Origin of the sequence: Exiguobacterium sp. s157 (assembly GCF_018618205.1) — a bacterium.
GTDB lineage: Bacteria > Bacillota > Bacilli > Exiguobacteriales > Exiguobacteriaceae > Exiguobacterium > Exiguobacterium chiriqhucha.
The window spans coordinates 245,821-270,111 of record NZ_JACSLQ010000004.1 but is presented as its reverse complement, the minus strand read 5'-3'; the positions used below and the strand labels follow the sequence as shown (position 1 = coordinate 270,111).

Genomic DNA, 24,291 nt, shown 5'->3' with positions numbered 1-24,291 from the left:
TAGAAAAAAGTTTGAGCGACGGTTAAACGACAGCACATTCATTTTTATGTAAGCGGTCAATCGAGAAGCGAACGACCTCATTCGGCAGTCGCCTTCGTTATTTTTCGAGAAAATCCTGCTTCTTTTCACTGTTGATTCATTACTATATATAGTGGTCGCTTGTTTTTGAAAACGAGGGAAATTCGAACGCTCACTAGCATCGGATTGAAAAGTGAGGTAGATTGAGGGAGTACGATTTGAAATCAAGGTAAAAAGAAGGGTTTAACAAATGAGAGCAGAAGACTTATTATTAGCATGGGACCCACTCGGTTACGGGCTTGGGTCGTATGGACCAGAGTTTGATAATATCGCCTTGGCGCTCATCCACATCGACACGATCGATGAGTTGGATGAAACGATTCGCCGGATTTTGACAGACGCGTTCGGCGACTGTCCGACCGAATCGGAAACACGGGCCATGGCGGCACACTTACTCGCGTCTTCAGAATCTTGTCACTTATAAGGGGGAACCACGATGTTACGTATCGATCCAACACCGAATCCAAATGCAATGAAAATCACACTTCCTGAGAACGTCTTCGGCGCGAAAAGCCAAAGCGTAAAAGCTGGCGAAGAGACGGACCAACCGCTTCTCGCGAAACTCGTCGCCATCGAAGGCGTGGAGAGCGTATTCGCTTATGGCGATTTCGTCACGGTATCAAAAGAGAATGGCGTGAGCTGGGAAACAATCTTGCCACACGTCGAAACTGCTTACCGCGGATGAACCCGCTCGTTTCCATCGTCATCCCGGTCTATTCACGGGAGACAGAACTGACCGAACTGCTGGAAAGCCTGGTCGTCCAGACGTTTCAACAGTTCGAAGTACTTGTAATCAATAATGACGGGCCGCCAAAACAGCATCTTTTGGCGCCTTTTTTGAATCGATTGTCGATTCGTTATATCGAACTTGGCGAGAACCATCACGTCAAAGCCCGCAATCTCGGCGTGCAAGAGGCGAACGGCGAGTATGTCTTGTTGCTCGACGATGACGATCTGCTCATGCCGACACATCTCGAGCAGGCGCTCGAGGACATCCGCGCGGCCGACCTCGTCTTCACGGATGCGGAACTGTTCCGCTTCATATGGGAAGACGGACGCCGACGCGTCACCGACTGGGAGGCGTTCGCCTACGACCTCGATTTGGAACGACTCCGTCAAGACTCGACGTTCATCCCGTCCGGCACGCTGTATCGAAAACAGCTCCACGAGACGATTGGACCGTTCGACGAGGATGTCTATAACTACTGGGACTGGGATTTCATTCTACGTGTCAGCGAAGTCGGGACGATTCGGCATCCCGCGCGCGCGACCGTGCTATACGCGTTCAACGGCACGGACAATCTGTCGGCCAAACAAGATGAGACGCGTCGTCGTTACTTTGATCGGTTCTGTCACAAGCACGGCCTCGTCAATATGGAGATGAAAAACTTCCATATCGTTCAAGCCGAGCGACGGGACTACGTGAGACAGACAGAGAGAACGTTCACAGGGGCGTTCCCCGGTAGAACGGAAGGAGAATAAATTATGTACACATCGAAAGAATTAGAACTGCTCGAGTTGCTCGAAGAGAAAGGCTACCTCGAGACGAAATTGTTGGCGAACTTGCTAGCGACAGACGAGGCGACCGTTGAGGCGATGCTCGAGAAGTTCAAGGCGGACGGAATTTTGCTCGGTTTCCGGGCGATGGTCAACTGGCAAAAAATCAATCGGCACGACGTCACGGCGTTCATCGACGTCAAAGTCACACCGAAACGTGGCCGCGGCTTCGACGAGGTCGCCGAGCGGATTTATCGCTTCCCGGAAGTGACGGCGCTCTATTTAATGTCAGGGGCTTACGATTTGCAAGTCGTCATTCGGGCGAACTCACTCCAAGACGTCGCGTCGTTCGTGTCGGATAAACTGTCACCGCTCGATTCGGTCGTCTCGACGACGACGCACTTCAAACTGAAGACGTATAAACACGATGGTATCTTGTTCACCCCACAAGTCGAAGACAAACGGTTGAACATCACGCCATGAAGTCACTATCTCAACAAGTCGTCTCGATGAAGCCGTCCGGCATCCGCCGCTTCTTCGATTTGGCGCAAACGATGGAAAACGTCGTCTCTCTCGGGGTGGGGGAGCCAGATTTCATCACGCCATGGAATGTGCGCGAGGCGAGCTATGCAGCGCTCGAGCAAGGTTATACGGCTTATAGCGCCAACGCAGGACTCCTCGAGTTGCGACAAGAAATCGCGAGTTACATGACGGACCGGTTCGGGGCGACGTATGATCCGGCGACGGAATTGATTGTCACGACGGGCGCCTCGCAAGCGCTCGATATCGCGTTCCGGGCGCTGCTCAACCCGGGTGACGAGGTCATCGTCGTCGAGCCGGCCTTCGTCTCGTACGGACCGCTCATCGAACTCGCCGGCGGGACGGTCGTTCCTGTCGCCTGTCGTCCGGAGAACGGGTTCCGTTTGAACCGGGACGATGTCGAGGCGGCCATCACCGAACGGACGAAGGCGATGCTCCTCTGTTTCCCATCGAATCCGACTGGGGCCACGATGACGGGCGAAGAGCTCACCGAAATTGCGGAACTCGCGACGAAACACGATCTTTGGGTCGTCAGCGATGAGATTTATGCCGAGCTGTCTTACGATGAGCCGTTCACGAGTTTCGCGACGCTCCACGATATGCGCGAGCGGACGATTGTCGTCAACGGGTTCTCGAAGGCGTTCGCGATGACGGGCTGGCGGCTCGGTTTCACATGCGCGCCGGAAGTCGTGACGCGAGAGATGCTCAAAGTCCATCAGTACGGCATGATGTGTGCCCCGACACTCGTCCAATTCGGCGGTCTCGAGGCGCTCCGTAGCCGCGACCAACATGTACCGAAGATGGTGAAGAGCTATCGGCAGCGCCGTAACTACTTCATCCAGGCCCTCAATGACGCCGGATTACCGACGCACGTGCCGGGAGGCGCATTCTATGCCTTCCCATCGATTCGCCATACCGGATTGACGAGCGAAGAGTTCGCCGAGCGTCTCTTGCTCGAGGAACGGGTCGCGGTTGTACCGGGCAACGCCTTCGGTGCGAGCGGTGAAGGCTTCGTCCGTGCCAGTTACGCGACGTCGGTCGAACAGTTACAAGAAGCGATTCGTCGCATCGATCGGTTTATGAAACAGTTCGAGGTGACGACAACAACAACAACAGACTCTCAGCGATGAGGGTCTGTTTACGTTTTAGCGGTATAATAGGTGGGAAAAGACGAGCGAGGTGAAGCCAATGGAACAAGTGGATTTTGTAGCAATCGGCTGTGGGCCGTACAATCTCGGATTGATGGCGCTCAGTGAAGCGACTTCATTGAAGGGTGTCTGCTTTGAGGAACAGGACGACTTCAAGTGGCACGAAGGCATGCTGCTCGAGTCGGCGACGATGCAGACGCATTACTTATATGATCTCGTGACGCTTGCCGATCCGACGAACCGTCACAGTTATTTGAACTATTTGAAACAGAACGGCCGCTTGCAGACATTCATCGTCCAGGAGAGCCCGACAATTCCCCGGACGGAGTTCAACCGGTATTTACAATCGGTCGCCGCCTCGCTCGACACGATCAAGTTCTCACACCGGGTCACCGATGTCCGTCCGGCGGCGGATAGGTTTCTCGTCACGGTCGAGACACCGGATGGGGAAACGGTGCTGTCGTCACGTCACGTCGTCATTGGTACGGGAGCAGAACCGCTTGTCCCGGACGCCTTCCAAGATGTCGTCCATACGAGTTCGTATCGGATGGAGCGGGAGCGCTTGCTTGAAACCGATCGCATCGTCATCATCGGTAGCGGTCAAAGCGCGGCTGAAGTGTATCTCGACTTATTGACCCGGTCCGATAAAATGCGCCAACGCATCGATTGGGTGACGCGCTCGGATGTGTTCGAATCACTAGAGAGCGGTAAGCTCGGCGAGGAAATTTTCAGCTTGCCGTATGTCGACTATTTCAATCAATTGCCCTATGCGGAGCGGGAGCAGCTCGGGAAAGCGTTCGAGCGGTTCCGGAACGGGGTCAATCCTGAGACGCTTCGGGCGATTTATGGATTTTTGTATCATCGGACGGCGGACGGAAGTGATCAAGCGACGAACCTGTACACGCAGATTGAAATCGAGCACATCGCACACGAAATCGTTTATACTGTCGAAGGGACGCAACAATATACGGGGCAATCGTTTACGGGTGAATATGATGCGGTCGTGGCGGCGACCGGATATCGACCGCGCATCCCGACATGGGTCGAACGGTTCGACATTGAATGGGAGGCGGACCAGCAGTGGCGTGTCAACAATCGCTATCAGATTGCGACGAAGACGACATTGGCGGGAAGTTTATTTACCCATACGAATTTAGAACATTCGCACGGTCCGGCAGCGACGAATTTGGGGATGGCAGTGTATCGAAACGCAATCATGTTGAATGAAATGATGGGGGAAACGGTGTTTGATGTGGCCGCGCAGCAACCGTTTACAAGTTTTTGAACAAAAAAAGGGCTAGGCGTTAGCCTAGCGGAATCAGGGGGGAATACTTGAAGTCTTGCTTGATTTGTATTTACCCGACCCGTCGACTTTGAAACACAAAAACAATCCCAAATAATCTTTTTTACTAATTTGTACACTTTATCGAAAAAAGTATGTTATAGTAAGTTGATGAATTTAGCATAGGAGTGTTTGTAATGGCAAAATACGAAAAAGATCAAGTTTTAAAAGGTAAAGTAACAGGAATCCAACCTTTCGGTGCGTTCGTCGCACTCGACGACGAGACTCAAGGTCTTGTCCACATCTCTGAAATCTCACACGACTACGTGAAAGACGTGAACGAGTACGTTCAAGTCGGTCAAGAAGTTGAAGTGAAAATTCTTGATGTTGATGAAGCATCTAAGAAAATCAAGCTTTCAATGAAAGCAACACAAGAAGCTCCAAAACGCGAGAAGTCGGCTAAGCCAGCTCGTCGTGGCGCACCACGCCGCAACGAAGCTTCAAACTTCAAGCAAGAAGAAGCACCAGGCTTCACTGTCCTCAAGGACAAGCTCGAAGACTGGATCAAAAACACGAACTTCAAAAAGTAAGTGATTGAGACGACCTGCCCTGTGCAGGTCGTCTTTTTTTTGTACAGGAAATGTCCCACACGTTCACGAACAGTACAGAAAAGGAGTGAGGACCATGAAAATCGGAATCATCGGTACGGGCGGGATTGCCAAGACCGCCCACATCCCGCAATACATCGCAGCAGGCGCAGACGTCGTCGCCGTCATGAATCGGACACGCGAACGCGGGGAGGCGGTGGCGAAGCAGTTCGGAATCGAACGGGTGTACGAGACGGTCGAGGAGATGCTCGCCGAAGAGACACTCGATGCGGTCAGCATCTGTACACCGAACGCCTTACATAAACAACAAGTCATTGCCGCACTCGAGGCCGGCTGTCACGTCCTCTGCGAGAAACCGCCGGCCATCTCGGCTTACGAGGCGAACGAGATGCTACAGGCGGCCAGACGAGCTGAGCGAACCCTTCATTATGGCTTCCATTACCGGCATCGGTCGGATACCCAACTATTGAAGCGGATGATCGAGGCGGGTGAACTCGGACACATCTATGCCGCGACCGCGCTCGCCCTTCGGCGCCGTGGCATCCCGGGATGGGGCGTGTTCACGAATAAAGAGTTGCAGGGCGGCGGCGCACTGCTCGATATCGGGGTGCATATGCTCGACCTTGCCCTCTATTTGATGGATTATCCGAAGCCGGTCGATGTGGTCGGTCACGCCGGTCAATATCTCGGAACGCGACCTGGTGTCGGGCTGATGGGCGATTGGGACGCGGACGCGTTTTCGGTCGAAGACACGGCGCGGGCGATGGTCACGTTCGATAATGGGGCATCCTTGTTCTTAGACGCGAGTTTCATGGCCAACGTCGACGCGGCGGACACGATGCGGGTCGAACTGCGTGGGACGAACGGTGGCGCGTCGCTGTTCCCACTCGTCATCCATACGGAAGAGCACGGGGCGTTGTTCGATAAGACACCGGCTCACCTCGCGCTCGAAGACCCGTATGCGAGACAGATTCACACGTTTCTCGAGGCGTGTCGTCAGGAGCCGTCGTACCAGCAAGCGGAACAGGCGGTGACGCTCCATACAATCATCGACCGCATCTACGCTCAGGCCTGATTGCTTTTCAATCACAAAAAACAGGGTATATAGTGTAGGTGTTACATATTTTCGAAGGAGGATGAATTATGCACAACTTTGAATACAGAAACCCGACGAAACTTATTTTCGGGACTCATCAAATCGAAAAACTCGCGAGCGAGTTACAGGCGCTTGACGCCAAGAAAGTGATGCTCGTCTATGGAGGCGGGAGCATCAAAAAGAACGGCACGTACGAAGAAGTCGTGGCCGAGTTAAACAATGCTGGGATCGACTACGTCGACTTCTCAGGCGTCGAGCCGAACCCGCGCATCGAGACGGTACGTCGCGCGGTCAAACAAGCACGCGAAGAGAACATCGACGCGTTGCTCGCGGTCGGCGGTGGTTCGGTCATCGATTGTACGAAACTCATCTCGGCGGCCATCCCGTATGAAGGCGACGCTTGGGATATCGTGCTTCGCGACCACATCCCGACAGAAGCGGTCCCGTTCGGTACGGTGCTCACGCTCGCAGCGACTGGCTCTGAAATGAACTCGGGCTCGGTCATCACGAACTGGGAGACGCAAGAGAAGTACGGTTGGGGCCACCCGCTTGTCTATCCGACGTTCTCGATTCTCGATCCGCGTTATACGGTATCGGTACCGAAAGATCAAACGATTTACGGTATCGTCGACATGATGAGTCATTGTTTCGAGCAATACTTCCACCCGAACCATGCGCCGGTCCAAGAGCGTATGACGGAAGGCGTGTTGAAAGCGGTCGTCGAATCGGCACCGAAACTCGTCAATGACTTGGAGAACGTCGACTTGCGCGCCATCATCTTGTTCGCCGGAACGATCGCCTTGAACGGAGTGCTCCAAATGGGCGCCTCGGGCGACTGGGCGTCACACAACATCGAGCATGCGGTCTCGGCTGTCCATGACATCCCACACGCAGGCGGACTCGCAATCTTGTTCCCGCGCTGGATGGAGCATGTGCTTGAAGAAGACAACGCCGCTCGCTTTGCACGCCTCGGGACGGAAGTATTCAACGTTGAACCGGCCGGTAACGATCTTGAGACGGCGAAACGGACGATTGCAGCTGTCCGCGCCTTCTTCGACGAGCTCGGTGCACCAAGCTCACTCCGTGACTATGACATCGATGAATCGACATTTGACGCCATCCTCGACTCGGCGATGAAACGAGGCGCATTCGGTCGCTTCCGTACGCTCGAACGTGAAGACGTCGCAGCGATTCTTGAACTGAGCAAATAAGGCGATTTCATGCCTATTTTGCAATAATGATTGAACGAATCCGACGTTTCCGTTTATGATGGGTCATGTATGGCTCTTCAATGAGCGATTTAAAGGAGGAAATGACATGTCAACAGTACGTTTCGATTATTCAAACGCCCTGTCTTTCGTCGGGGAACATGAAGTCGATCAATTGCAAGAAACCGTGAAAGCAATGCATTCGGTCATTCATGACCGCAGTGGGGCAGGTAGCGATTTCCTTGGGTGGGTCGACCTTCCAACAAACTACGATACGGATGAGTTTGCTCGCATCAAAGCGGCTGCGGAACGAATCCGTGAAAATTCGGACGTCCTCGTCGTCGTCGGAATCGGTGGATCATACCTCGGCGCACGCGCGGCAATCGAGATGCTCCAACATTCATTCTTCAACGTGTTATCTAAGGAAGAACGCAACGCACCACAAGTCTTCTTCGCCGGCCACAACATCTCGTCGACATACTTGACGGAGTTGCTCCAAGTGCTCGAAGGCAAGGACGTCTCAGTCAACGTCATCTCGAAATCGGGAACGACGACTGAACCGGCCATCGCGTTCCGTGTCCTCAAACAGTTCATGGAAGACAAGTATGGTCAAGATGGCGCACGTGAACGTATTTATGCGACGACAGACCGTGCCCGTGGCGCCTTGAAGACGCTCGCGGATGCAGAAGGCTACGAGACGTTCGTGATTCCAGATGACGTAGGAGGTCGCTTCTCGGTGCTCACACCGGTCGGACTCCTTCCGATCGCGGCAGCAGGCATCGACATCGACGCCCTCATGGAAGGTGCACGCGATGCCCAAACGGCTTACTCGTCTCCGAACTTGGCGGACAACGAAGCGTATCAGTACGCGGTCGTCCGTAACGCTTTATATGCGAAAGGCAAGTCGATCGAGTTGCTCGTCAACTACGAACCAGCCTTGCATTACGTATCGGAGTGGTGGAAACAGCTTTATGGCGAGTCAGAAGGGAAAGACAACAAAGGGATTTTCCCGGCGGCAGTCGACTTCTCGACGGATCTCCACTCGATGGGACAATACATTCAGGAAGGTCGTCGTGACTTGTTCGAGACGGTTATCCGTGTCACGAACGTCCGTCACGCGATGAACGTGCCGGAAGATTCACAAGACCTCGATGGCTTGAACTTCCTCGCTGGTGAGACGATTCAATTCGTCAACGACAAGGCAGCTGAAGGAACACTCCTCGCCCACACGGACGGAGAAGTCCCGAACCTCGTCGTCGAATTGCCAGAGATGACGCCGTACCACCTCGGTTACTTGTTCTACTTCTTCGAGAAGGCATGCGCGATGAGCGGATACATCCTCGGAGTGAATCCGTTCAACCAACCAGGCGTTGAAGCGTATAAAGCGAACATGTTCGCGTTGCTTGGAAAACCAGGTTACGAAGAGCAAAAAGCTGAGCTTGAAAAGCGCTTGAACCAATAATTTTGAGTAGGTCCGCTCCGGCGGGCCTATTTTTTTGTTTGAAACTAGTGGAAGACAAGGTAAAGTGAGAGTAGACAGGGGAAAGAAAGGGATGGACTATGTTGACATTCACGGACTACTATCACAATAAAGTCGAGTTGAGCTTTGCGCACTATCCATTTTCGGATACACCGCTCCACGTCTGGGTCGTCGCTCGCTTTGAAAATCAATGGGTGCTGACGAAGCACAAGCAGCGCGGGCTCGAGTTTCCGGGTGGGAAAGTCGAACCCGGCGAACACGAGGATGACGCCGCGATTCGGGAAGTGTATGAAGAGACGGGCGGTGTCGTGAAGACGCTCCATTATCTCGGCCAATATCGCGTGCTTGGGCGTGGCGACACGGTCATTAAAAATATTTATTTCGCCGAAATCGAACGTTTCGACGATCATCCGGCGGTCGACGAGACCGATGGGGCCGTCCTTATGAAGGAATTGCCGACGAATCTGCTCCGGAACAATCGGTACAGCTTCATGATGAAAGACCGGGTGCTCCCGGAAACGATGAAGGTGCTCTATGAAAAACAATTGGTTTGACAAGGTCGAGGTCCTGCCGCCGTACGCCGGTTATCCGGTCCATCGTGGCTGGTATGCGACGCGTGACGGTGAGGACGTCGTCGCCTATACGATCACACCGAAACGGCCGAACGGGCACGTCCTGTTCTATCTGCGCGGCGGAACAGGACGCATCGGGGATGTGCGTTTGCCCCGGTTGATGCAGTTCGCTGCCAAAGGTTTTCACGTCGTGGCGCCCGTTTACCGGGGTAACCATGGCGGGAGCGGGAAAGAGGACTTCGGCGGCGCCGATCTAGAGGACGTCCTGTCTCTCTACGATCGTGTCCGTCGAACGGATACGTTTATTCATGCCCTTGGTTTCTCGCGCGGGGGCATGATGGCGTTGTCGCTCGCCGCGGAACGACCGCTCACGTCCGTCACGTCATGGGCGGGTGTGACCAATCTCGAGTGGACATATGAAGAACAGCGTTCGATGCGGAAGATGTTGCGCCGTATGACCGGTGGCGACCCGGAAGCGGCCCGTGCCGCTTATGTCGAGCGCTCGCCGCTCTACAAGGAATGGGATGCACCGACGTTGTTGATTCACGGCACCGATGATGAACAAGTCCGCCTGCGCCATGCGACGGCGGTAGCGGAACGGATGGGGGAGCGGGCCGAACTTTGGGTCGTCCCGTTCGCCCATCAACTCCCGTTCTGGGAAAAATGGAAGACGACCGATGCGGCGATGGAATGGATGCTCGCCAACTCAAAAAAATGAGACGACTGCCGAATCGGCAATCGTCTCATTTTTCGTTATACGATGATTGGTCCGGCCGCAACGACCGCCTCACTCGCTTTCGTGAATCGTTTGAAATTGTCCTGGAACTTCCGGGCGAGCGCCGTTGCCTCGGCATCGTAGCGTGCTCCGTCTTTCCATGTGTCCCGCGGATTGAGCACGTCGCCTGGCACGCCGTCAATGTGGCGTGGAATCTCGACATTGAAAATGTCGTGGCGCGTCGTCTCGACGTCACGCAATTTGCCGTTGACCGCCGCGTTCACCATCGCCCGTGTATAGGCGAGCTTCATCCGTGATCCTTCTCCGTACGCGCCGCCGGTCCAACCCGTGTTGACGAGATAGACGTCGACGTCGTGCTTCTCAATCAGCGTACCGAGCATGTCCGCATAGCGTTCCGGTGCGAGCGGCAGGAACGGTGACCCGAAGCAGGTCGAGAACGTCGCCTGTGGTTCAGTGACGCCGCGCTCCGTGCCGGCGAGTTTTGACGTATACCCTGACAAGAAGTGGTACATCGCCTGCTCTTTCGTCAATTTGCTGATTGGAGGCAATACCCCGTATGCATCGGCCGTCAAGAAGACGATCGTGTTCGGATGACCGGCCCGTGACGGAAGCATCGCGTTATCGATGAATTGAATCGGATAGGCGGCCCGTGTGTTCTCGGTGAGCGAGATATTCTTATAATCCGGTGCCCGGTTCTCGTCTAAGACGACGTTCTCAATCAATGAGCCGAAACGGATGGCATCGTAGATTTCCGGCTCGTTCTCGCGCGACAAATTGATCGTCTTCGCGTAGCAACCGCCCTCGATATTGAAGACGCCGTCGGGTGACCAACCGTGCTCGTCATCCCCAATCAAATGGCGTTCCGGGTCGGCCGACAGTGTCGTCTTCCCAGTTCCCGATAGACCGAAGAAAAGGGCCGTCTCGCCGGCGTCCGATACGTTCGCCGAGCAGTGCATCGATAACACATGTTGTTCCGGCAACAAGAAGTTCATGACCGAGAAAATCGATTTTTTAATCTCACCGCCGTATTCTGTTCCCCCGATCAGAATGGTCCGCTTGGCGAATGAGACGAGAATGAACGTTTCGGAGTTCGTCCCGTCGATGACTGGATCGGCCTTATAACTCGGTGCATAGATGACCGTGAAGGGCTCGAAGGCACCTTTCGTCGGCCATTCACGCAAGAACAACTGTTTGGCGAACAAATTGTGCCACGCGTATTCCGTGATGGCACGGACCGGGAGCGTATAGTGCTCGTCTGCCCCCGCAGAAGCCTCGAGATAATAGAGCTTGTCTTTCGTTTCGAGGTGCGTCAACACTTTGTCGAGTAGCGCGGTGAACTTCTCTTCCGCGATCGGTTGGTTGACTGGACCCCAGTCTACTAAATGATTGCTGACTTCATCTTGCACGACGAATTTGTCTTTCGGTGACCGTCCTGTGAATTTCCCGGTACTGACCGATAAAGCCCCGTCTTTCGTCAGTACGCCCTCACCGTTGCGAATGGCTTCTTCCACCAGTTCTGGAACCGTCAAGTTCCGCATCATGTCGGCACCTTTAATTAATTCTTCGATTTTCAGGAGCGTTGTCGCCATCCTGAATCCCACCTTTCCCCTAAATAGATGTGGATGAAATCCGCATACTTCCGCGTTTAATCAGTATGACGTTTTTATTATATGTGACATACTAATCAAAAACAAGCATTTTTTACCCTTTAAAGTAAGCGCTTTCTTACATTGTCATTCTAACATATTCTGTACCAGGTCATAGTACAAAAACCAAAACGGACAAAAAAATGTTTGATATTTCACAAACATAACTATTTGACCGTTTGTGAAAAGTTTGACGAATTCGGTCGATACGCTTGACAGAACGGGGTGTCATTTATATGATGGTCTTCGTAACGGATACTCTTATTCTGAGCGGTGGAGGGAACAAGGCCCTACGAAGCCCAGCAACCGTCCGAGTTTTCATTGTTATTCGGAAAAGGTGCTATCCTGAAGCGAAGCGTAAGCTTCGAACGATAAGAGGGTAAGGAAGAACGATTCAACCTTTCCCATTTGAACATGGCGAGAGGTTTTTTTCATTACCGTCCCAAAGCAACGCGTAAGGGGAACGAGTACCGTCCACACATCACCCTTTATTATAGGAGGTTTTTCGAAATGGCAAACTTGAACCGTCGACTTTTCACTTCGGAGTCCGTCACGGAAGGACATCCGGATAAAATTTGTGACCAAATCTCAGATGCGATTTTGGATGCAATTTTAGCTGAAGATCCAAACGCCCGCGTTGCGGCTGAGACGTCTGTCACAACAGGTCTCGTGCTCGTAGCAGGTGAAATCACAACATCAACTTACGTGGATATCCCGAAAGTTGTTCGTGAAACTGTTCGTGAGATCGGCTACACACGTGCGAAATATGGTTTCGATGCAGAGACTTGTGCTGTCCTCACATCGATCGATGAGCAATCGGTAGACATCGCGCAAGGTGTTGACCAAGCGCTCGAAGCTCGTGAAGGACAAATGACTGAAGAAGAAATCGATGCGATCGGTGCTGGTGACCAAGGTCTCATGTTCGGTTACGCAACAAAAGAGACGCCGGAACTCATGCCGCTCCCGATTTCACTCGCTCACAAATTGTCACGTCGTTTGGCAGAAGTTCGTAAGAACGGCACGCTCGCTTACCTTCGCCCAGACGGTAAGACACAAGTGACAGTCGAATACGACGAAGCGAACAACCCAGTTCGCATCGACACAATCGTCATCTCGACACAACACGCGGAAGACATCACGCTCGAGCAAATCCAAGCTGATTTGAAAGAGCACGTCATCGATGCAGTCATCCCGGCTGAACTCATCGACGCGGACACGAAATACTTCATCAACCCGACTGGCCGCTTCGTAATCGGTGGACCACAAGGGGATGCAGGCCTCACAGGACGCAAAATCATCGTCGATACGTACGGTGGATACGCTCGTCACGGCGGCGGCGCGTTCTCAGGTAAAGATCCTACCAAAGTTGACCGTTCAGCAGCGTATGCAGCTCGTTACGTGGCGAAAAACCTCGTTGCAGCGGGACTTGCTGACAAAGCAGAAGTTCAACTTGCTTACGCAATCGGTGTTGCTCACCCGGTATCGATCGCGGTTGATACGTTCGGCACAGGCAAATTGAGCGAGACTGAGCTCGTCGAACTCATTCGTGAGAACTTCGACCTCCGTCCGGCCGGCATCATCAAGATGCTCGACCTTCGTCGCCCAATCTACAAGCAGACAGCAGCTTACGGCCACTTCGGTCGTACAGACGTTGAACTCCCATGGGAGCAAACGGACAAAGCGGCAGTGCTCGAAGAAGGCGCGAAACGTTTCGCATAAGCATAGAAAAACGACCTTTCACTCGAAAGGTCGTTTTTTTTAGGCTTGCGGCTTGTCTTCAGTTGTTGAGTTCTCTTTGCCAAGTGCCGTATCTTTCGCTTCGACGACTTTCTCGCCGATCGATTGTAAATCCGATTTCGCTTCTTGCGCCGTCCCGACGACTTTGTTCACGTCTTGTTTGACCGTGTCGACTTCACCGGCGACTTTTTCATAGACGTTTTGCACGTCGGTCGCGACGTCTTGAATGACCTCGCTCGCTGCTTTCACTTGACCGATGACTTGTGACGCCGTTCCGGCCGGGTCTTGCTTGACCGTATCGACGAGACCGCCGACCGATGACTTCGCGCTCGAGAACGATTGTTTTGTGTTCTCACGGTTTGACGTACTAAGTAAGGCGAGTAGGCCGCCGACGAGGGCGCCGAGGAGCATCCCAGTTACGACTGTGATTTTTGGACCTCCTGTGTTCGTTTGTTCAAACTGACGGTTCGGATGATTGGCTTGCTCGACTTGTGGATCGTGTTGTAGTTTCGGTTCCATGGTAACACTCCTTTTTGTAAGTTGGCATTGATACTCTTATACCCGACACAAGATGGAAAATAACGTTTTCCTTCATTTCGACATCAAAAAGTAATGAACGGGCAGGATATTTTTTTGCCGATGGGGAATGTTACTACTAGATTGGCCAAAAGGGGGATGCCGTTATGAAGATTCGAGAAGCCGTGCCAGAAGATGCCGCCACCATCCGCGACATTGCGCTCGCGACGGTCAGTGAACGAGACGAGGTTCGTTCGAAAGTAATGGAACGCGCCTATCAACAAGAAGAGATCGTCCGCGCCATCAGTTCAAGCGAGGAAGCGAAAGAGCAGTTGTTCATTGTCGGTGAGGCCGAAGGCGACGTCATCGGCTTCTATCACGCCATCGACCGCGGGGACACATGGGAAGTACTCCGTCTCTATCTTCATCCGGCTCATCACCGCCAAGGCCTAGGGACGGCACTGTTGTCGCATCTACGGAAACGGAAAGTCCAACCGATCGAGCTGTACGTCGAAAGCTCGAACGAGCAAGCCATCGCTTTTTTGAGTCATGAGGCGTTCATCGAACTGAATCGAATACAAGAAGAAGTATACGATCAACCGATGGAACTGATTCATTTACGGTACGACCCGCGCTAAGACCCTAGACGGATTTTCAACCAAACATCAGTCTCGGCTGATGTTTTTTGTTAGTATAAAGATATGTGATAACAAAATGAGGTGACAGCATGGCTTATGAAGAAGAATCACGAAAAGGGGTCATCGTGATCGTGTATCCGCTCCAGTTCACGTCGCGTTTGAGTGAGGCGTTTTTAGGACGGTTGCGGGACGAGTATGAAGTCCTCGTCGTGACCGGCCAGACGGTCGGTTTGACGGCGGAAGACCATAAATTGTTAATCAAGAACACGTTACGTGAGGCGAGTCAGTACAAGCTGCCGATTCACGTCATCGCGTTCAGTCTCGGGGCGTTGTTGACGAACCGCTTGCTCCAGGAATATGACGTGCCGCTCGGCAGTCTGACGTACATCTCACCGCTGTTCGACTGGCATCCGTCCCGCCAAATCGGCGGACTGAAACAAGTCGTGGCCAGTGCGGTCGACCGTTTCCGTCCTGACCTTCCGCTCGGCATGATGACGTTCATGGGTGGCGGGGAAGAGTCGTCGCGCTTCGGGGAGATCACGTACGGTCAATACCGTGAAATCGAAGAGGAAATCGTCGAGCATCAAGAAGAGAAGAAACATCTGCCGCGTCTGCCGCTCGCTTGTTTCTACGCACCGGACGATCGCTTCGCCGATGTGAAATTGACACTCAACGTCTGCCGGAAAATCGGCGGCGACCAAGTGTATATCCGCCGGCTTGAAGGGTTCCCGCACTTCGGCTATGAACGACTGAATACGAAGTTCGCGGAGACGCTCATCACGTTTTATGAATTGATTCGAGAATGAAGACAGGCGACTCGCATGAGTCGCCTGTTTTTATTCTCGTTTTTCAATCGCCACGATGAACGGGGGATGATTGATTTGATTGATAAAGCCGTAACGGAGGACGCCGGCCCGTTTTTGATCGAGTGATTCGACATATGCGAGCACCTCATCGCGCTCGACTTTGCCGCTCTCATGGCCGTGATAGATGACGACGACGATGACGCCGCCGACAGCCATGACGTCGAGCAGTTGCTCGAGGGCGTCGATGGTCGTATTGCCGGTCGTCGTGACCGACTTGTCGCTTCCCGGTAAATAGCCGAGATTGAACACGGCCGCTGTGATTGGGCGTGTCTCGTCTGCCACGATGTCCCGGACCGTGTCGTGGCTATCATGAATGACGGTGACACGGTCCGTCAATGTTGCCTCCTCGATACGAGTCCGTGTTGCCTCGACCGCCGCGGCTTGAACGTCGAACGCATAGACATGTCCCGTCGCTTCGACGAGTTCGGCTAAAAACAATGTGTCGTGCCCGTTGCCGGCCGTCATATCGATGGCGACGGCACCTGGCGTCACATGTTCACGAAGTAGGTATTTCGCGAACGGTAAAACTCTCATTAATCCCATGGCTCTCATCCTTCTTTTTTCCTTGGAAAGAATCACGACGCATTAATTCGGCATCGATGGCGTTTAGGACGGCCATCTTGTGCCGACTCCACGTCGGACCGATCAACAGATCGGGTGGACCGTCACCGGTCAGACGATGGATGACCATCTCGGGCGGTAATACTTCCAATTGATCACAGACGAGCGAGACGTAAGTCGTCTCGTCCATGAGCTCGAGCAGTCCTTTTTCGTATTGTCTGGCGAGCGGGGTCTGCTTCAAGACGTGGAGCAAATGGATCTTGATTCCTTGTACGTCCATTTTAGCAACTTCTCGCGCCGTGTCGAGCATCATCTCCGTCGTCTCGCCCGGCAGGCCGTTGATGATATGGACAACGACGCTGATTTGGCGTCGCCGGAGTTTGTCGAGTCCTTCCAAGAACGTCTTGTAGTCGTGACCACGATTGATTTTCCTCGCCGTCGCATCGTGAATCGTCTGCAGGCCGAGTTCGACCGTGAGAGATGTCCGTTCATTCAACTCGGCGAGATAGTCGACGACGTCGTCTGGCAGACAGTCCGGTCGGGTCGCAATCGATAGACCGACGACACCGTCCTCCGCGAGGGCGGGCTCAAACAATTCCCGGAGCCGGGCGACGGGGGCATACGTGTTGCTGAACGCTTGGAAGTAGGCAATGTAACGGGCGTGTTTCCATTTTCGGTGCAGCCGCGCCTTCACTTCGGCGAATTGGACCGAAATCGGATCACAGGCATTGCCTGCGAAGTCGCCACTTCCGTCATCCGAGCAGAACGTACACCCGCCCTTCGAGACGAGCCCGTCCCGGTTCGGACAAGTGAAGCCCCCGTCGAGCGGTACTTTGAACACTTTTCCGCCGAACTCGCGGCGATATGCTTCATTTAATTTGTGATATTTGGCTTCGCCAAACGGGTTTTGCATGAATATCCTCTCCTTCTTTGCTCATGCTATCACAAAGATAAGTCACCGTTATTTCATAATAAGTAATTTTTCTTGACAGTTATGAGGCGTTCCGTTAGCTTGGAGGAGGACTTATTTTTGATTCGGCCGTCGTGCCGAATTTTTATCGTTTAACGGGTAGGAAAGGAGTAACTGGTATGAACAACAAAATGCCGATTTCGGTATGGATTTTGGTCATCGCGATGGCGCTCAATACGACGGCGGCGTCTTTTTTATGGCCATTTAACACACTCTATATAAATGGATATTTAGGCGAGTCAATGACGCTCGCAGGGATGGCGTTGCTCGTTAACTCGGCCCTCGCCATTGCCGGGAACTATATCGGGGGGACGCTGTTTGACCGGATCGGCGGGAAGCGGACGCTCATCCTCTCGGTCGGCCTATTGCTCGTGAGCTCGCTCGGGTTCTTGTTGTTCCATGCCACGTTCCTCGGCTACTTGGGCTGGCTCGGCTTAATCGGGTTCTCCGGCGGTCTCGTCTTCCCGACGGTATACGCCTTTGCCGGCTTGATTTGGCCGGAAGGCGGACGCCGTTCGTTCAACGCGATTTACGTCGCTCAAAACGTCGGGGTCGCCCTCGGGACAGCGATGAGCGGACAGATTGCGCGCATCGATATCGAGTTGATTTTCTACGCCAACTTCTTCTTATCGGTCTTATTCGTCGTCGTCCTCTTATTCGGGCTCCGTTATTTGAAAGACCCGGCACGTCCGGTCGTCCAGTCGCAGCTTGAGGCTGCGGCGACGACGTTATCGAGTGCGACGATGAAATCGATGTGGTTCGTTGCCATCGGTTACGCGGCCCTTTGGTTCGTTTACGTGCAGTGGCAAGGGACAATCGCCGTCCATTCGAAAGACCTTGGCGTGACAATCAGCCAATATTCACTCCTTTGGACGGTGAACGGAGCTTTGATCGTGTTCGCTCAACCGCTCCTCAACCGGGCGCTTCGTTACTTTGAAGATGATTTGAAGAAGCAACTCATCGTCGGCGCCGTCATTTTCCTCGCTGCCTTCGCGGTCGTCCCGTTCGCGGGGGGCTTCACGATGTTCATGGTCGCGATGATCGTCATGACGATCGGGGAGATGTTCATTTGGCCGGCCGTTCCGACGATTGCCGCGAAACTCGCACCGCCGGGGAAAGCAGGTCAGTTCCAAGGACTCGTCAATATCGCAGCCTCGGTCGGTCGGATGATCGGTCCGACCGTGTCGGGTCTCGTCTATGACGTATTCGGCATCGGTGCCGTCTTTACAATGCTATTCTTGCTTACGGCCATCGCGCTCGCGTTCTTCATTTTCATGAAGGACATCCGAGTACCTGAAAAATCAAGTTGACGCTCTAAAACAGATTGGGCTAAAATGAACGAGTGAGATCATACACATGCGTAGAAGAGGAATAGTATCGTGACGTCTGTATTTGTAGAGAGCCGGTGGGTGGTGTGAACCGGTATATGGACCGCGAGAACTCGCCTTGGAGCAGTTCGCCTGAACGAACAGTAGGGTGAACCGGAGTTACGCCTCGTTACCGGCGTCTCAAGTGGCAGAAATGCAACATGGGTGGTACCGCGGAAAGCTTTCAAGCCTTTCGTCCCATTACCGGGGCGGAAGGCTTTTTATTATGCAGAGGAGGATGAATGTTGGACTATTTTAAACATCAAGACATCGAGCCGAAATGGCAAAAGCGTTGGGACGAGAAAGATGCATTCCGGACGACAGAGGACCCGGACAAGGAGTGTTTCTACGTCCTTGACATGTTCCCTTATCCGTCAGGAGCCGGACTTCACGTCGGTCACCCGGAAGGTTACACGGCGACGGACATCATCGCCCGCATGAAACGGATGCAAGGCTTCAACGTCCTCCATCCAATGGGTTGGGACGCGTTCGGTCTTCCGGCCGAGCAATATGCCCTCGACACAGGGAACGACCCGCGCGAGTTCACAGAGCGCAACATCGGCACATTCCGCCGCCAATTGAAAGAGCTCGGTTTCTCGTACGATTGGGATCGTGAAATCAGCACGACCGACCCGAAATACTACAAGTGGACGCAATGGATCTTCACACAACTTCATGACCGCGGACTCGCCTACGTCGACGAAGTCGCCGTCAACTGGTGCCCGGCCCTCGGGACGGTACTCGCCAACGAAGAAGTCATCGACGGGTTGTCGGAGCGGGGAAGCCATCCGGTTTACCGTGTGCCGATGAAACAGTGGGTGCTTCGTATCACGGAATACGCCGAGCGCTTGCTCGATGATTTAGAAGGGCTTGACTGGCCAGACAGCGTCAAAGAGATGCAACGCAACTGGATCGGCAAGTCGGTCGGGGCTGAAGTCGATTTCAAAGTCGACGGTCACGATAAAGTCGTGACGGTGTTCACAACACGTCCGGACACACTTTACGGCGCGACATACGTCACGCTCGCACCGGAGCACCCGTTTGTGAAAGCAATCGCGACACCGGAACAAGTCGTCGCCATCGAAGCGTACGTCGAAGAAGTCTCGAAAAAGACAGACCTCGAACGGACCGATCTCGCCAAAGAGAAGACGGGTGTATTTACCGGCGCTTACGCCATCAACCCGGTCAACGGGGAGAAGCTTCCGATTTGGATCGCTGACTACGTGTTGTCGACATACGGCACGGGCGCGGTCATGGCCGTACCTGGACATGATGAGCGCGACTATGAGTTCGCGAAGACGTTCGACCTTCCGATCCGTGAAGTCGTCACAGGCGGCAACTTGGATGAGGCGGCTTACGTCGAGGACGGCGTCCACGTCAACTCAGGCAGCTTGGACGGCCTCAATAAAGCCGACGCGATCGCCAAAATCATCGAAGAACTCGAACTCGCCGGCACTGGCCGTGCGAAGACGACGTATCGTCTCCGCGATTGGTTGTTCAGCCGTCAACGCTATTGGGGCGAGCCGATTCCAATCATTCATATGGAAGACGGTACGCTCAAGACCGTTGCGATTGAAGAGCTTCCGCTCGAACTCCCGATTATCGATGAAATCAAGCCGTCGGGTACGGGAGAATCACCGCTTGCGAACGCCGACGAGTGGTTGACGTACACGGATCCTGTGACAGGTGAGAAGGGGCGGCGCGAGACGAACACGATGCCACAATGGGCCGGTAGCTGCTGGTACTACATTCGCTTCATCGATCCGCACAATGAAGACATGATCGCGGATCCAGAGAAGTTGAAGCGTTGGCTTCCGGTCGACTTATATATTGGTGGTACGGAGCACGCGGTCCTACACTTGCTCTACGCTCGCTTCTGGCATAAAGTGCTCTATGATATCGGCATCGTTCCAACGAACGAGCCATTCCAAAAGCTCTATAACCAAGGGATGATTCTCGGTGAGAACAACGAGAAGATGTCGAAGTCAAAAGGGAACGTCGTCAACCCGGACGATATCATCAAATCGCACGGTGCTGACACGCTTCGCCTTTACGAGATGTTCATGGGACCGCTCGACGCAGCCATCGCTTGGTCGACGAACGGCCTTGACGGCGCTCGTCGCTTCCTTGACCGCGTCTGGCGCTTGTTCGACCAGACGGAGCTCACGGACGGCGCTCCGACGGCCGACTTCGAACGGACGTACCATCAGACGGTGAAGAAAGTGACAGAAGACTACGAGGCGCTCCGTTTCAACACGGCGATCTCGCAACTCATGGTCTTCATCAACGAGGCGTACAAACAAGACACGCTTCCAAAACAAGAGATGGTCAACTTCATCAAGATGCTCTCCCCAGTCGCGCCACACTTGGCCGAAGAGTTATGGGAACGTCTCGGCATGACAGAAGACTTGACGTACGCGGCATGGCCGACGTTCGATGAGTCGAAACTCGTCAGCGACACGATTGAAGTCGTCATCCAAGTGAACGGGAAGCTTCGTGCGAAGATGCACGTGGCCCGCGACGCTTCGAAAGAAGCGCTCGAGGCCGATGCGCTTGCGAACGAACGCGTTCAAGAGTTCACGGAAGGAAAGACGGTCCGCAAAGTGATTGTCGTTCCAGGGAAACTCGTCAATATCGTCGTAGGATAAGCAAAGGAATGTGTGACATTGTCACACGTTCCTTTCTTTTTCGTCATGTCGTTTTCTTTTCGGGTCGGGTTTGTTACACTAAAGGGCGATACTGCATATAAAGGGGACGAAACGTCCATGAAACGTTCATACGTACTATATACGACGCTATTTGCCGTCGTCGTCGGTGTGATTTTATGCTATGTGTTCGTCTTTTCGGACAAGGACATCCAAAGCCAAATCGCCTCGACGTTTGAGAAAATCGATATTCAAACGAGCCATCAATCGACTTCGGTACCTCCCGTCGAAGCCTCGCCGGACGAGGAGGACATCGATACGACCGATGCCCTTGAACAGATTCAAGAGATTGATGAAGTGTACTATAGTGACACGATCGGATCGTATCTTGTCTTGACGAAAAATAAAGAGTTCTTCGAAGTGAGCGGGAACGCCAATCGCGTGAATTCGTCGCTCATATTGGAGAACGAAGGGCAACCGTATCGGTTCGGCGAGTTCATCGGCATGCGCATGATTTCCGAGGACAAGATATATGCCGTAACGGCGAACGGGGTTCTCGTGACAATCGAGCGGGTAGAAGGCCGTTGGACGGAACAACGACGCAAATTGATTAAAGGAATCGCCTCGACAGACCGGTTGTTCGGCCTCGGTTACGATGAAGAGACGAAACGAATGATTATCATGAGCCGTTTGGAGGACACGCCGGATGTAGAACTGTTGTACGTCCAAGAGCGGACGCTCGAGGAAGAGACGGTCGACGACAGTGAGGCGGAAACGGGTACAGCGACGGAAACCGATTCAGACGACGATTCGACATCGACGACAGATGAAGCGGACTCTGAAGCAGTAGCGGAACCGAAGACGGAATGGGCTGTCGAGTCGAGAAAACCGCTCACGACCGAAGGGATGAGCGCCTCGATTCAACAGAAGTTCGAGAACTTCCGCGGTGTCGGCCTCGTCGAACGCCAAGGGCGCATTTACGTCCTCGATTCGGAAGAACTCGTCCTCTATACGGTCAACCCGGACGAAGGGACGATGAACGGGCAGATGGTGACACCTCGCGTCTACGGCTCGACCGGCATGTTCCTGCAAGACAATGAGATATTCGCCATCGTGCGACCAGATGTGTTCGACCTTGACGATTTCGTCTCGGTCGACTGATAGGAGAGAATGAGATGAGCAAACGTTACTTTTATGAAGAGGTTCGCCAGTTCCACGAGACGTTCGGACACCCGGAGGCGAGTGCACCGCAACCGCTCGGCTTAGACCGTGCTGTCAAACGTTCGGTCTGGACGGCAGAAGAAGCTGTCGTCGAATTTTTACATCAATCGGCACGGAATGAAGACGAGTTCCTTGCTGCCGTCGCCACGTTCCAACAAGGATTCGAACAGGCGGTTCAAAAATCGCTCCAAGACGCACCGCCGACGGACGACGTCGCGCGTCTCGTCGGACAAGGTGATGCGCTCACGGACGCCCTCTATTTCGTGATGGGCAGTTTCGTCGAACTCGGGCTCGACCCGGTTCCGTTGTTTGAAATCGTGCAGCGTGCCAATATGGCGAAGCTCGGACCAGACGGCAAGCCGATTCTCCGGGCGTCAGACAATAAAGTCATGAAGCCGGAAGGCTGGTTGCCACCCGAGCCAGAGCTCGAGGCGGAAGTAAGACGTCAACTTGAAGCAAAACAGTGACACTAAAAAGAGAGCCGATCGCACGTGCGATTGGCTCTCTTTTTTTATACGGTCGTCTGTTTCGCGAACTGCGCCGCGTGTGAACCGGCACAGTGTCCGGTCGTGAAGGCGGCCGTGATGTTATAACCACCCGTATAGCCGTGAATATCGAGCACTTCGCCGGCGAAGAACAAGCCGTCTGCTTTCTTCGACATCATCGTTTGTGGGGCGATTTCTTTGACGGAAACGCCGCCGCCCGTGACGAACGCTTTATCGAAATCGAGCGTCCCGGTGGCGTGCAACTCGAACGTCTTCAATCGGGTCGCGAAATCGATGACCGATTGTTTCTTCAGTTGGCTCGCGTCCTCTTCGCCGAACGCGAGGTCGGCCAACAACAAGTCGAGCATCCGTTCCGGGATGAACCCTTTCCAGACGTTCTTGACGGCCCGCTTCGGTTGGTCTTGCACTTGGTTCCAAAGCTCTTGATACAGCTCGTCACGTGCCATGTCCGGGAACAAGTCGAGCGAGAGGGCGACGACGCGCTCTTTGCTACGTTTGCGTTCTTTAATCGTATATTGACTGCACCGGAGGGCGATCGGACCCGAGATGCCGAAATGCGTGAAAATCATGTCGCCGCGGTGTGTCTTAATCGGCTTGCCTTTCTTGCCGTGTACGGTGAGGGCGACATCACGGAGTGACAGCCCTTGCAGCTGTTTCGTGCCGATGAACGCATCGTTCAACAAAATCGGTACTTCAGTCGGGAACAGCTCGGTGATCGTATGGCCGGCTTTCTCGGCCCATGGATAGCCGTCCCCGGTCGAGCCGGTGTGAGGGACAGATTGTCCACCGACGGCGATGACGCAAGCGCCGGCCTCGATCCGCTCTCCGTCCTCGAGTTCGACCGCTTCGAACTCATTTGCTTCATTAAAATGGAGCGTCTTCACTTTCGCATTTTTGCGAATCTCGACACCGAGTTGGTCGATGGCCCCGAGGAGCGTGTTGACGACGTCTTGCGCTTTATCCGTCACCGGGAACATCCGGCCGTTATCTTCCTCTTTTAACGGGATGCCGAACCCGGTGAACAAGTCGATAATCGACTGGTTGTCGAACTGGGCGAGGGCGCTATATAAGAAGCGTCCGTTCCCCGGGATGAATTGAATCAACTCGTCGACGGGCTTGCGGTTCGTCACGTTACAGCGTCCTCCGCCAGAAATGGCGAGCTTGCGTCCGAGCTTCGAACCTTTATCAATTAGGAGCGTGTTCGCTCCGGCTTTGGCGGCGGCATAGGTCGCCATCAGACCGCTTGGGCCTCCTCCGATGACGATTACATCTTTCATCATGGTATCCCTCGTTTCTCTTTCAAATCAAATTCGTAACTTTATTATCTGCAACAGTAAGAGTATAATGAGAAACGGTCGTTTTGTAAAATTAGG

General features: G+C 53.6%; 24 protein-coding genes, 1 riboswitch and 1 other annotated feature. Of the genes, 19 read left to right on the top strand and 5 right to left on the bottom strand.

Annotated elements, in window-relative coordinates; genetic code table 11:
• Positions 1–268 precede the first annotated feature (268 nt).
• From KNP67_RS10115 to KNP67_RS10060, 12 genes are all read left to right on the top strand, one after another.
• Positions 269–502 (top strand): DUF1871 family protein, encoded by a 234-nt coding sequence (locus KNP67_RS10115; protein WP_131471319.1) that lies wholly within the window; start codon positions 269–271, stop codon positions 500–502.
• Positions 503–514: 12 nt separating this feature from the next.
• Positions 515–763 carry a NifU N-terminal domain-containing protein gene (locus KNP67_RS10110; RefSeq protein ID WP_021065540.1) on the top strand — a complete coding sequence of 83 codons (249 nt, stop codon included), beginning with the start codon at positions 515–517 and terminating at the stop codon, positions 761–763.
• Complete coding sequence (locus KNP67_RS10105; RefSeq protein WP_021065541.1) at positions 760–1,560, top strand: glycosyltransferase family 2 protein; 801 nt, start codon at positions 760–762, stop codon at positions 1,558–1,560. The genes KNP67_RS10110 and KNP67_RS10105 overlap by 4 nt, the downstream gene beginning before the upstream one ends.
• Positions 1,561–1,563: 3 nt before the next feature.
• Positions 1,564–2,058, top strand: a complete 495-nt coding sequence (locus tag KNP67_RS10100; RefSeq protein WP_021065542.1) for an Lrp/AsnC family transcriptional regulator — start codon at positions 1,564–1,566, stop codon at positions 2,056–2,058.
• Positions 2,055–3,245 carry an aminotransferase gene (locus KNP67_RS10095; RefSeq protein WP_214714532.1) on the top strand — a complete coding sequence of 397 codons (1,191 nt, stop codon included), beginning with the start codon at positions 2,055–2,057 and terminating at the stop codon, positions 3,243–3,245. The genes KNP67_RS10100 and KNP67_RS10095 overlap by 4 nt, the downstream gene beginning before the upstream one ends.
• A 58-nt stretch (positions 3,246–3,303) precedes the next feature.
• Complete coding sequence (locus KNP67_RS10090; protein WP_035385656.1) at positions 3,304–4,548, top strand: lysine N(6)-hydroxylase/L-ornithine N(5)-oxygenase family protein; 1,245 nt, start codon at positions 3,304–3,306, stop codon at positions 4,546–4,548.
• Positions 4,549–4,742: 194 nt separating this feature from the next.
• Entirely contained in the window at positions 4,743–5,135 is a 393-nt protein-coding gene (yugI, locus tag KNP67_RS10085) for a S1 domain-containing post-transcriptional regulator GSP13 (protein ID WP_016509788.1), read from the top strand.
• A 94-nt stretch (positions 5,136–5,229) separates the two neighbouring features.
• Positions 5,230–6,228 carry a Gfo/Idh/MocA family protein gene (locus KNP67_RS10080; RefSeq protein WP_214756550.1) on the top strand — a complete coding sequence of 333 codons (999 nt, stop codon included), beginning with the start codon at positions 5,230–5,232 and terminating at the stop codon, positions 6,226–6,228.
• A 68-nt stretch (positions 6,229–6,296) separates the two neighbouring features.
• Positions 6,297–7,460 carry an iron-containing alcohol dehydrogenase gene (locus KNP67_RS10075; RefSeq protein ID WP_214756549.1) on the top strand — a complete coding sequence of 388 codons (1,164 nt, stop codon included), beginning with the start codon at positions 6,297–6,299 and terminating at the stop codon, positions 7,458–7,460.
• A gap of 106 nt (positions 7,461–7,566) precedes the next feature.
• Positions 7,567–8,919 (top strand): glucose-6-phosphate isomerase, encoded by a 1,353-nt coding sequence (locus KNP67_RS10070; protein ID WP_029595138.1) that lies wholly within the window; start codon positions 7,567–7,569, stop codon positions 8,917–8,919.
• Between the two features lie 98 nt (positions 8,920–9,017).
• Positions 9,018–9,491: an RNA deprotection pyrophosphohydrolase gene (ytkD, locus tag KNP67_RS10065; RefSeq protein WP_021065548.1), complete on the top strand. Its 474-nt coding sequence runs from the start codon at positions 9,018–9,020 to the stop codon at positions 9,489–9,491.
• Positions 9,472–10,227 (top strand): alpha/beta hydrolase family protein, encoded by a 756-nt coding sequence (locus KNP67_RS10060; RefSeq protein ID WP_021065549.1) that lies wholly within the window; start codon positions 9,472–9,474, stop codon positions 10,225–10,227. The genes ytkD and KNP67_RS10060 overlap by 20 nt, the downstream gene beginning before the upstream one ends.
• A gap of 35 nt (positions 10,228–10,262) precedes the next feature.
• On the opposite strand, the gene pckA is transcribed toward KNP67_RS10060, so the two are convergent.
• Entirely contained in the window at positions 10,263–11,834 is a 1,572-nt protein-coding gene (gene pckA / locus KNP67_RS10055; RefSeq protein WP_029595139.1) for a phosphoenolpyruvate carboxykinase (ATP), read from the bottom strand.
• A 315-nt stretch (positions 11,835–12,149) separates the two neighbouring features.
• Positions 12,150–12,269: riboswitch (SAM riboswitch) on the top strand.
• Positions 12,270–12,401: 132 nt separating this feature from the next.
• Here pckA and metK point away from each other — a divergent pair.
• Positions 12,402–13,610 (top strand): methionine adenosyltransferase, encoded by a 1,209-nt coding sequence (gene metK, locus KNP67_RS10050; protein WP_021065551.1) that lies wholly within the window; start codon positions 12,402–12,404, stop codon positions 13,608–13,610.
• 39 nt (positions 13,611–13,649) lie between these two features.
• On the opposite strand, the gene KNP67_RS10045 is transcribed toward metK, so the two are convergent.
• Positions 13,650–14,147, bottom strand: a complete 498-nt coding sequence (locus KNP67_RS10045) for a hypothetical protein (RefSeq protein WP_029595140.1) — start codon at positions 14,145–14,147, stop codon at positions 13,650–13,652.
• A 164-nt stretch (positions 14,148–14,311) separates the two neighbouring features.
• Here KNP67_RS10045 and KNP67_RS10040 point away from each other — a divergent pair, with 164 nt between their 5' ends.
• Complete coding sequence (locus tag KNP67_RS10040; protein ID WP_214756548.1) at positions 14,312–14,782, top strand: GNAT family N-acetyltransferase; 471 nt, start codon at positions 14,312–14,314, stop codon at positions 14,780–14,782.
• Between the two features lie 89 nt (positions 14,783–14,871).
• Positions 14,872–15,588 carry an alpha/beta fold hydrolase gene (locus tag KNP67_RS10035; RefSeq protein ID WP_021065554.1) on the top strand — a complete coding sequence of 239 codons (717 nt, stop codon included), beginning with the start codon at positions 14,872–14,874 and terminating at the stop codon, positions 15,586–15,588.
• Between the two features lie 30 nt (positions 15,589–15,618).
• Here the strand turns inward: KNP67_RS10035 and mnmM are convergent, their stop codons facing one another.
• Both mnmM and mnmL read right to left on the bottom strand, forming a co-directional pair.
• Entirely contained in the window at positions 15,619–16,191 is a 573-nt protein-coding gene (gene mnmM / locus KNP67_RS10030; RefSeq protein WP_029595142.1) for a tRNA 5-(aminomethyl)-2-thiouridylate-methyltransferase MnmM, read from the bottom strand.
• Positions 16,145–17,122 carry a tRNA modification radical SAM protein MnmL/YtqA gene (gene mnmL, locus KNP67_RS10025; protein WP_029595143.1) on the bottom strand — a complete coding sequence of 326 codons (978 nt, stop codon included), beginning with the start codon at positions 17,120–17,122 and terminating at the stop codon, positions 16,145–16,147. The genes mnmM and mnmL overlap by 47 nt, the downstream gene beginning before the upstream one ends.
• Positions 17,123–17,298: 176 nt before the next feature.
• On the opposite strand from mnmL, the gene KNP67_RS10020 reads away from it, so the two are divergent.
• From KNP67_RS10020 to KNP67_RS10005, 4 genes are all read left to right on the top strand, one after another.
• A complete protein-coding gene (locus tag KNP67_RS10020; protein WP_051627705.1) occupies positions 17,299–18,489 on the top strand; it encodes an MDR family MFS transporter in 1,191 nt (396 codons plus the stop codon).
• Positions 18,490–18,531: 42 nt separating this feature from the next.
• Positions 18,532–18,750, top strand: a binding site (T-box leader).
• Positions 18,751–18,788: 38 nt separating this feature from the next.
• Complete coding sequence (gene leuS, locus KNP67_RS10015; protein WP_029595145.1) at positions 18,789–21,194, top strand: leucine--tRNA ligase; 2,406 nt, start codon at positions 18,789–18,791, stop codon at positions 21,192–21,194.
• 117 nt (positions 21,195–21,311) lie between these two features.
• Positions 21,312–22,352, top strand: coding sequence for a hypothetical protein (locus KNP67_RS10010; RefSeq protein WP_214756547.1), 1,041 nt, complete (start codon positions 21,312–21,314; stop codon positions 22,350–22,352).
• 14 nt (positions 22,353–22,366) lie between these two features.
• Positions 22,367–22,879 carry a pyrophosphohydrolase domain-containing protein gene (locus KNP67_RS10005; RefSeq protein ID WP_021065560.1) on the top strand — a complete coding sequence of 171 codons (513 nt, stop codon included), beginning with the start codon at positions 22,367–22,369 and terminating at the stop codon, positions 22,877–22,879.
• A gap of 44 nt (positions 22,880–22,923) precedes the next feature.
• Here KNP67_RS10005 and KNP67_RS10000 read toward each other — a convergent pair whose 3' ends face one another.
• Positions 22,924–24,198, bottom strand: coding sequence for a BaiN/RdsA family NAD(P)/FAD-dependent oxidoreductase (locus KNP67_RS10000; RefSeq protein WP_035385657.1), 1,275 nt, complete (start codon positions 24,196–24,198; stop codon positions 22,924–22,926).
• Positions 24,199–24,291: the final 93 nt, after the last annotated feature.

Excerpts from the sequence above, each read along its gene's own strand:
- KNP67_RS10115 (WP_131471319.1), top strand. The coding sequence starts at position 269 with ATGAGAGCAGAAGACTTATTATTAGCATGGGACCCACTCGGTTACGGG.
- KNP67_RS10110 (WP_021065540.1), top strand. The coding sequence starts at position 515 with ATGTTACGTATCGATCCAACACCGAATCCAAATGCAATGAAAATCACA.
- KNP67_RS10105 (WP_021065541.1), top strand. The coding sequence starts at position 760 with ATGAACCCGCTCGTTTCCATCGTCATCCCGGTCTATTCACGGGAGACA.
- KNP67_RS10100 (WP_021065542.1), top strand. The coding sequence starts at position 1,564 with ATGTACACATCGAAAGAATTAGAACTGCTCGAGTTGCTCGAAGAGAAA.
- KNP67_RS10095 (WP_214714532.1), top strand. The coding sequence starts at position 2,055 with ATGAAGTCACTATCTCAACAAGTCGTCTCGATGAAGCCGTCCGGCATC.
- KNP67_RS10090 (WP_035385656.1), top strand. The coding sequence starts at position 3,304 with ATGGAACAAGTGGATTTTGTAGCAATCGGCTGTGGGCCGTACAATCTC.
- yugI (WP_016509788.1), top strand. The coding sequence starts at position 4,743 with ATGGCAAAATACGAAAAAGATCAAGTTTTAAAAGGTAAAGTAACAGGA.
- KNP67_RS10080 (WP_214756550.1), top strand. The coding sequence starts at position 5,230 with ATGAAAATCGGAATCATCGGTACGGGCGGGATTGCCAAGACCGCCCAC.
- KNP67_RS10075 (WP_214756549.1), top strand. The coding sequence starts at position 6,297 with ATGCACAACTTTGAATACAGAAACCCGACGAAACTTATTTTCGGGACT.
- KNP67_RS10070 (WP_029595138.1), top strand. The coding sequence starts at position 7,567 with ATGTCAACAGTACGTTTCGATTATTCAAACGCCCTGTCTTTCGTCGGG.
- ytkD (WP_021065548.1), top strand. The coding sequence starts at position 9,018 with ATGTTGACATTCACGGACTACTATCACAATAAAGTCGAGTTGAGCTTT.
- KNP67_RS10060 (WP_021065549.1), top strand. The coding sequence starts at position 9,472 with ATGAAAAACAATTGGTTTGACAAGGTCGAGGTCCTGCCGCCGTACGCC.
- pckA (WP_029595139.1), bottom strand. The coding sequence starts at position 11,834 with ATGGCGACAACGCTCCTGAAAATCGAAGAATTAATTAAAGGTGCCGAC.
- metK (WP_021065551.1), top strand. The coding sequence starts at position 12,402 with ATGGCAAACTTGAACCGTCGACTTTTCACTTCGGAGTCCGTCACGGAA.
- KNP67_RS10045 (WP_029595140.1), bottom strand. The coding sequence starts at position 14,147 with ATGGAACCGAAACTACAACACGATCCACAAGTCGAGCAAGCCAATCAT.
- KNP67_RS10040 (WP_214756548.1), top strand. The coding sequence starts at position 14,312 with ATGAAGATTCGAGAAGCCGTGCCAGAAGATGCCGCCACCATCCGCGAC.
- KNP67_RS10035 (WP_021065554.1), top strand. The coding sequence starts at position 14,872 with ATGGCTTATGAAGAAGAATCACGAAAAGGGGTCATCGTGATCGTGTAT.
- mnmM (WP_029595142.1), bottom strand. The coding sequence starts at position 16,191 with ATGGGATTAATGAGAGTTTTACCGTTCGCGAAATACCTACTTCGTGAA.
- mnmL (WP_029595143.1), bottom strand. The coding sequence starts at position 17,122 with ATGCAAAACCCGTTTGGCGAAGCCAAATATCACAAATTAAATGAAGCA.
- KNP67_RS10020 (WP_051627705.1), top strand. The coding sequence starts at position 17,299 with ATGAACAACAAAATGCCGATTTCGGTATGGATTTTGGTCATCGCGATG.
- leuS (WP_029595145.1), top strand. The coding sequence starts at position 18,789 with ATGTTGGACTATTTTAAACATCAAGACATCGAGCCGAAATGGCAAAAG.
- KNP67_RS10010 (WP_214756547.1), top strand. The coding sequence starts at position 21,312 with ATGAAACGTTCATACGTACTATATACGACGCTATTTGCCGTCGTCGTC.
- KNP67_RS10005 (WP_021065560.1), top strand. The coding sequence starts at position 22,367 with ATGAGCAAACGTTACTTTTATGAAGAGGTTCGCCAGTTCCACGAGACG.
- KNP67_RS10000 (WP_035385657.1), bottom strand. The coding sequence starts at position 24,198 with ATGATGAAAGATGTAATCGTCATCGGAGGAGGCCCAAGCGGTCTGATG.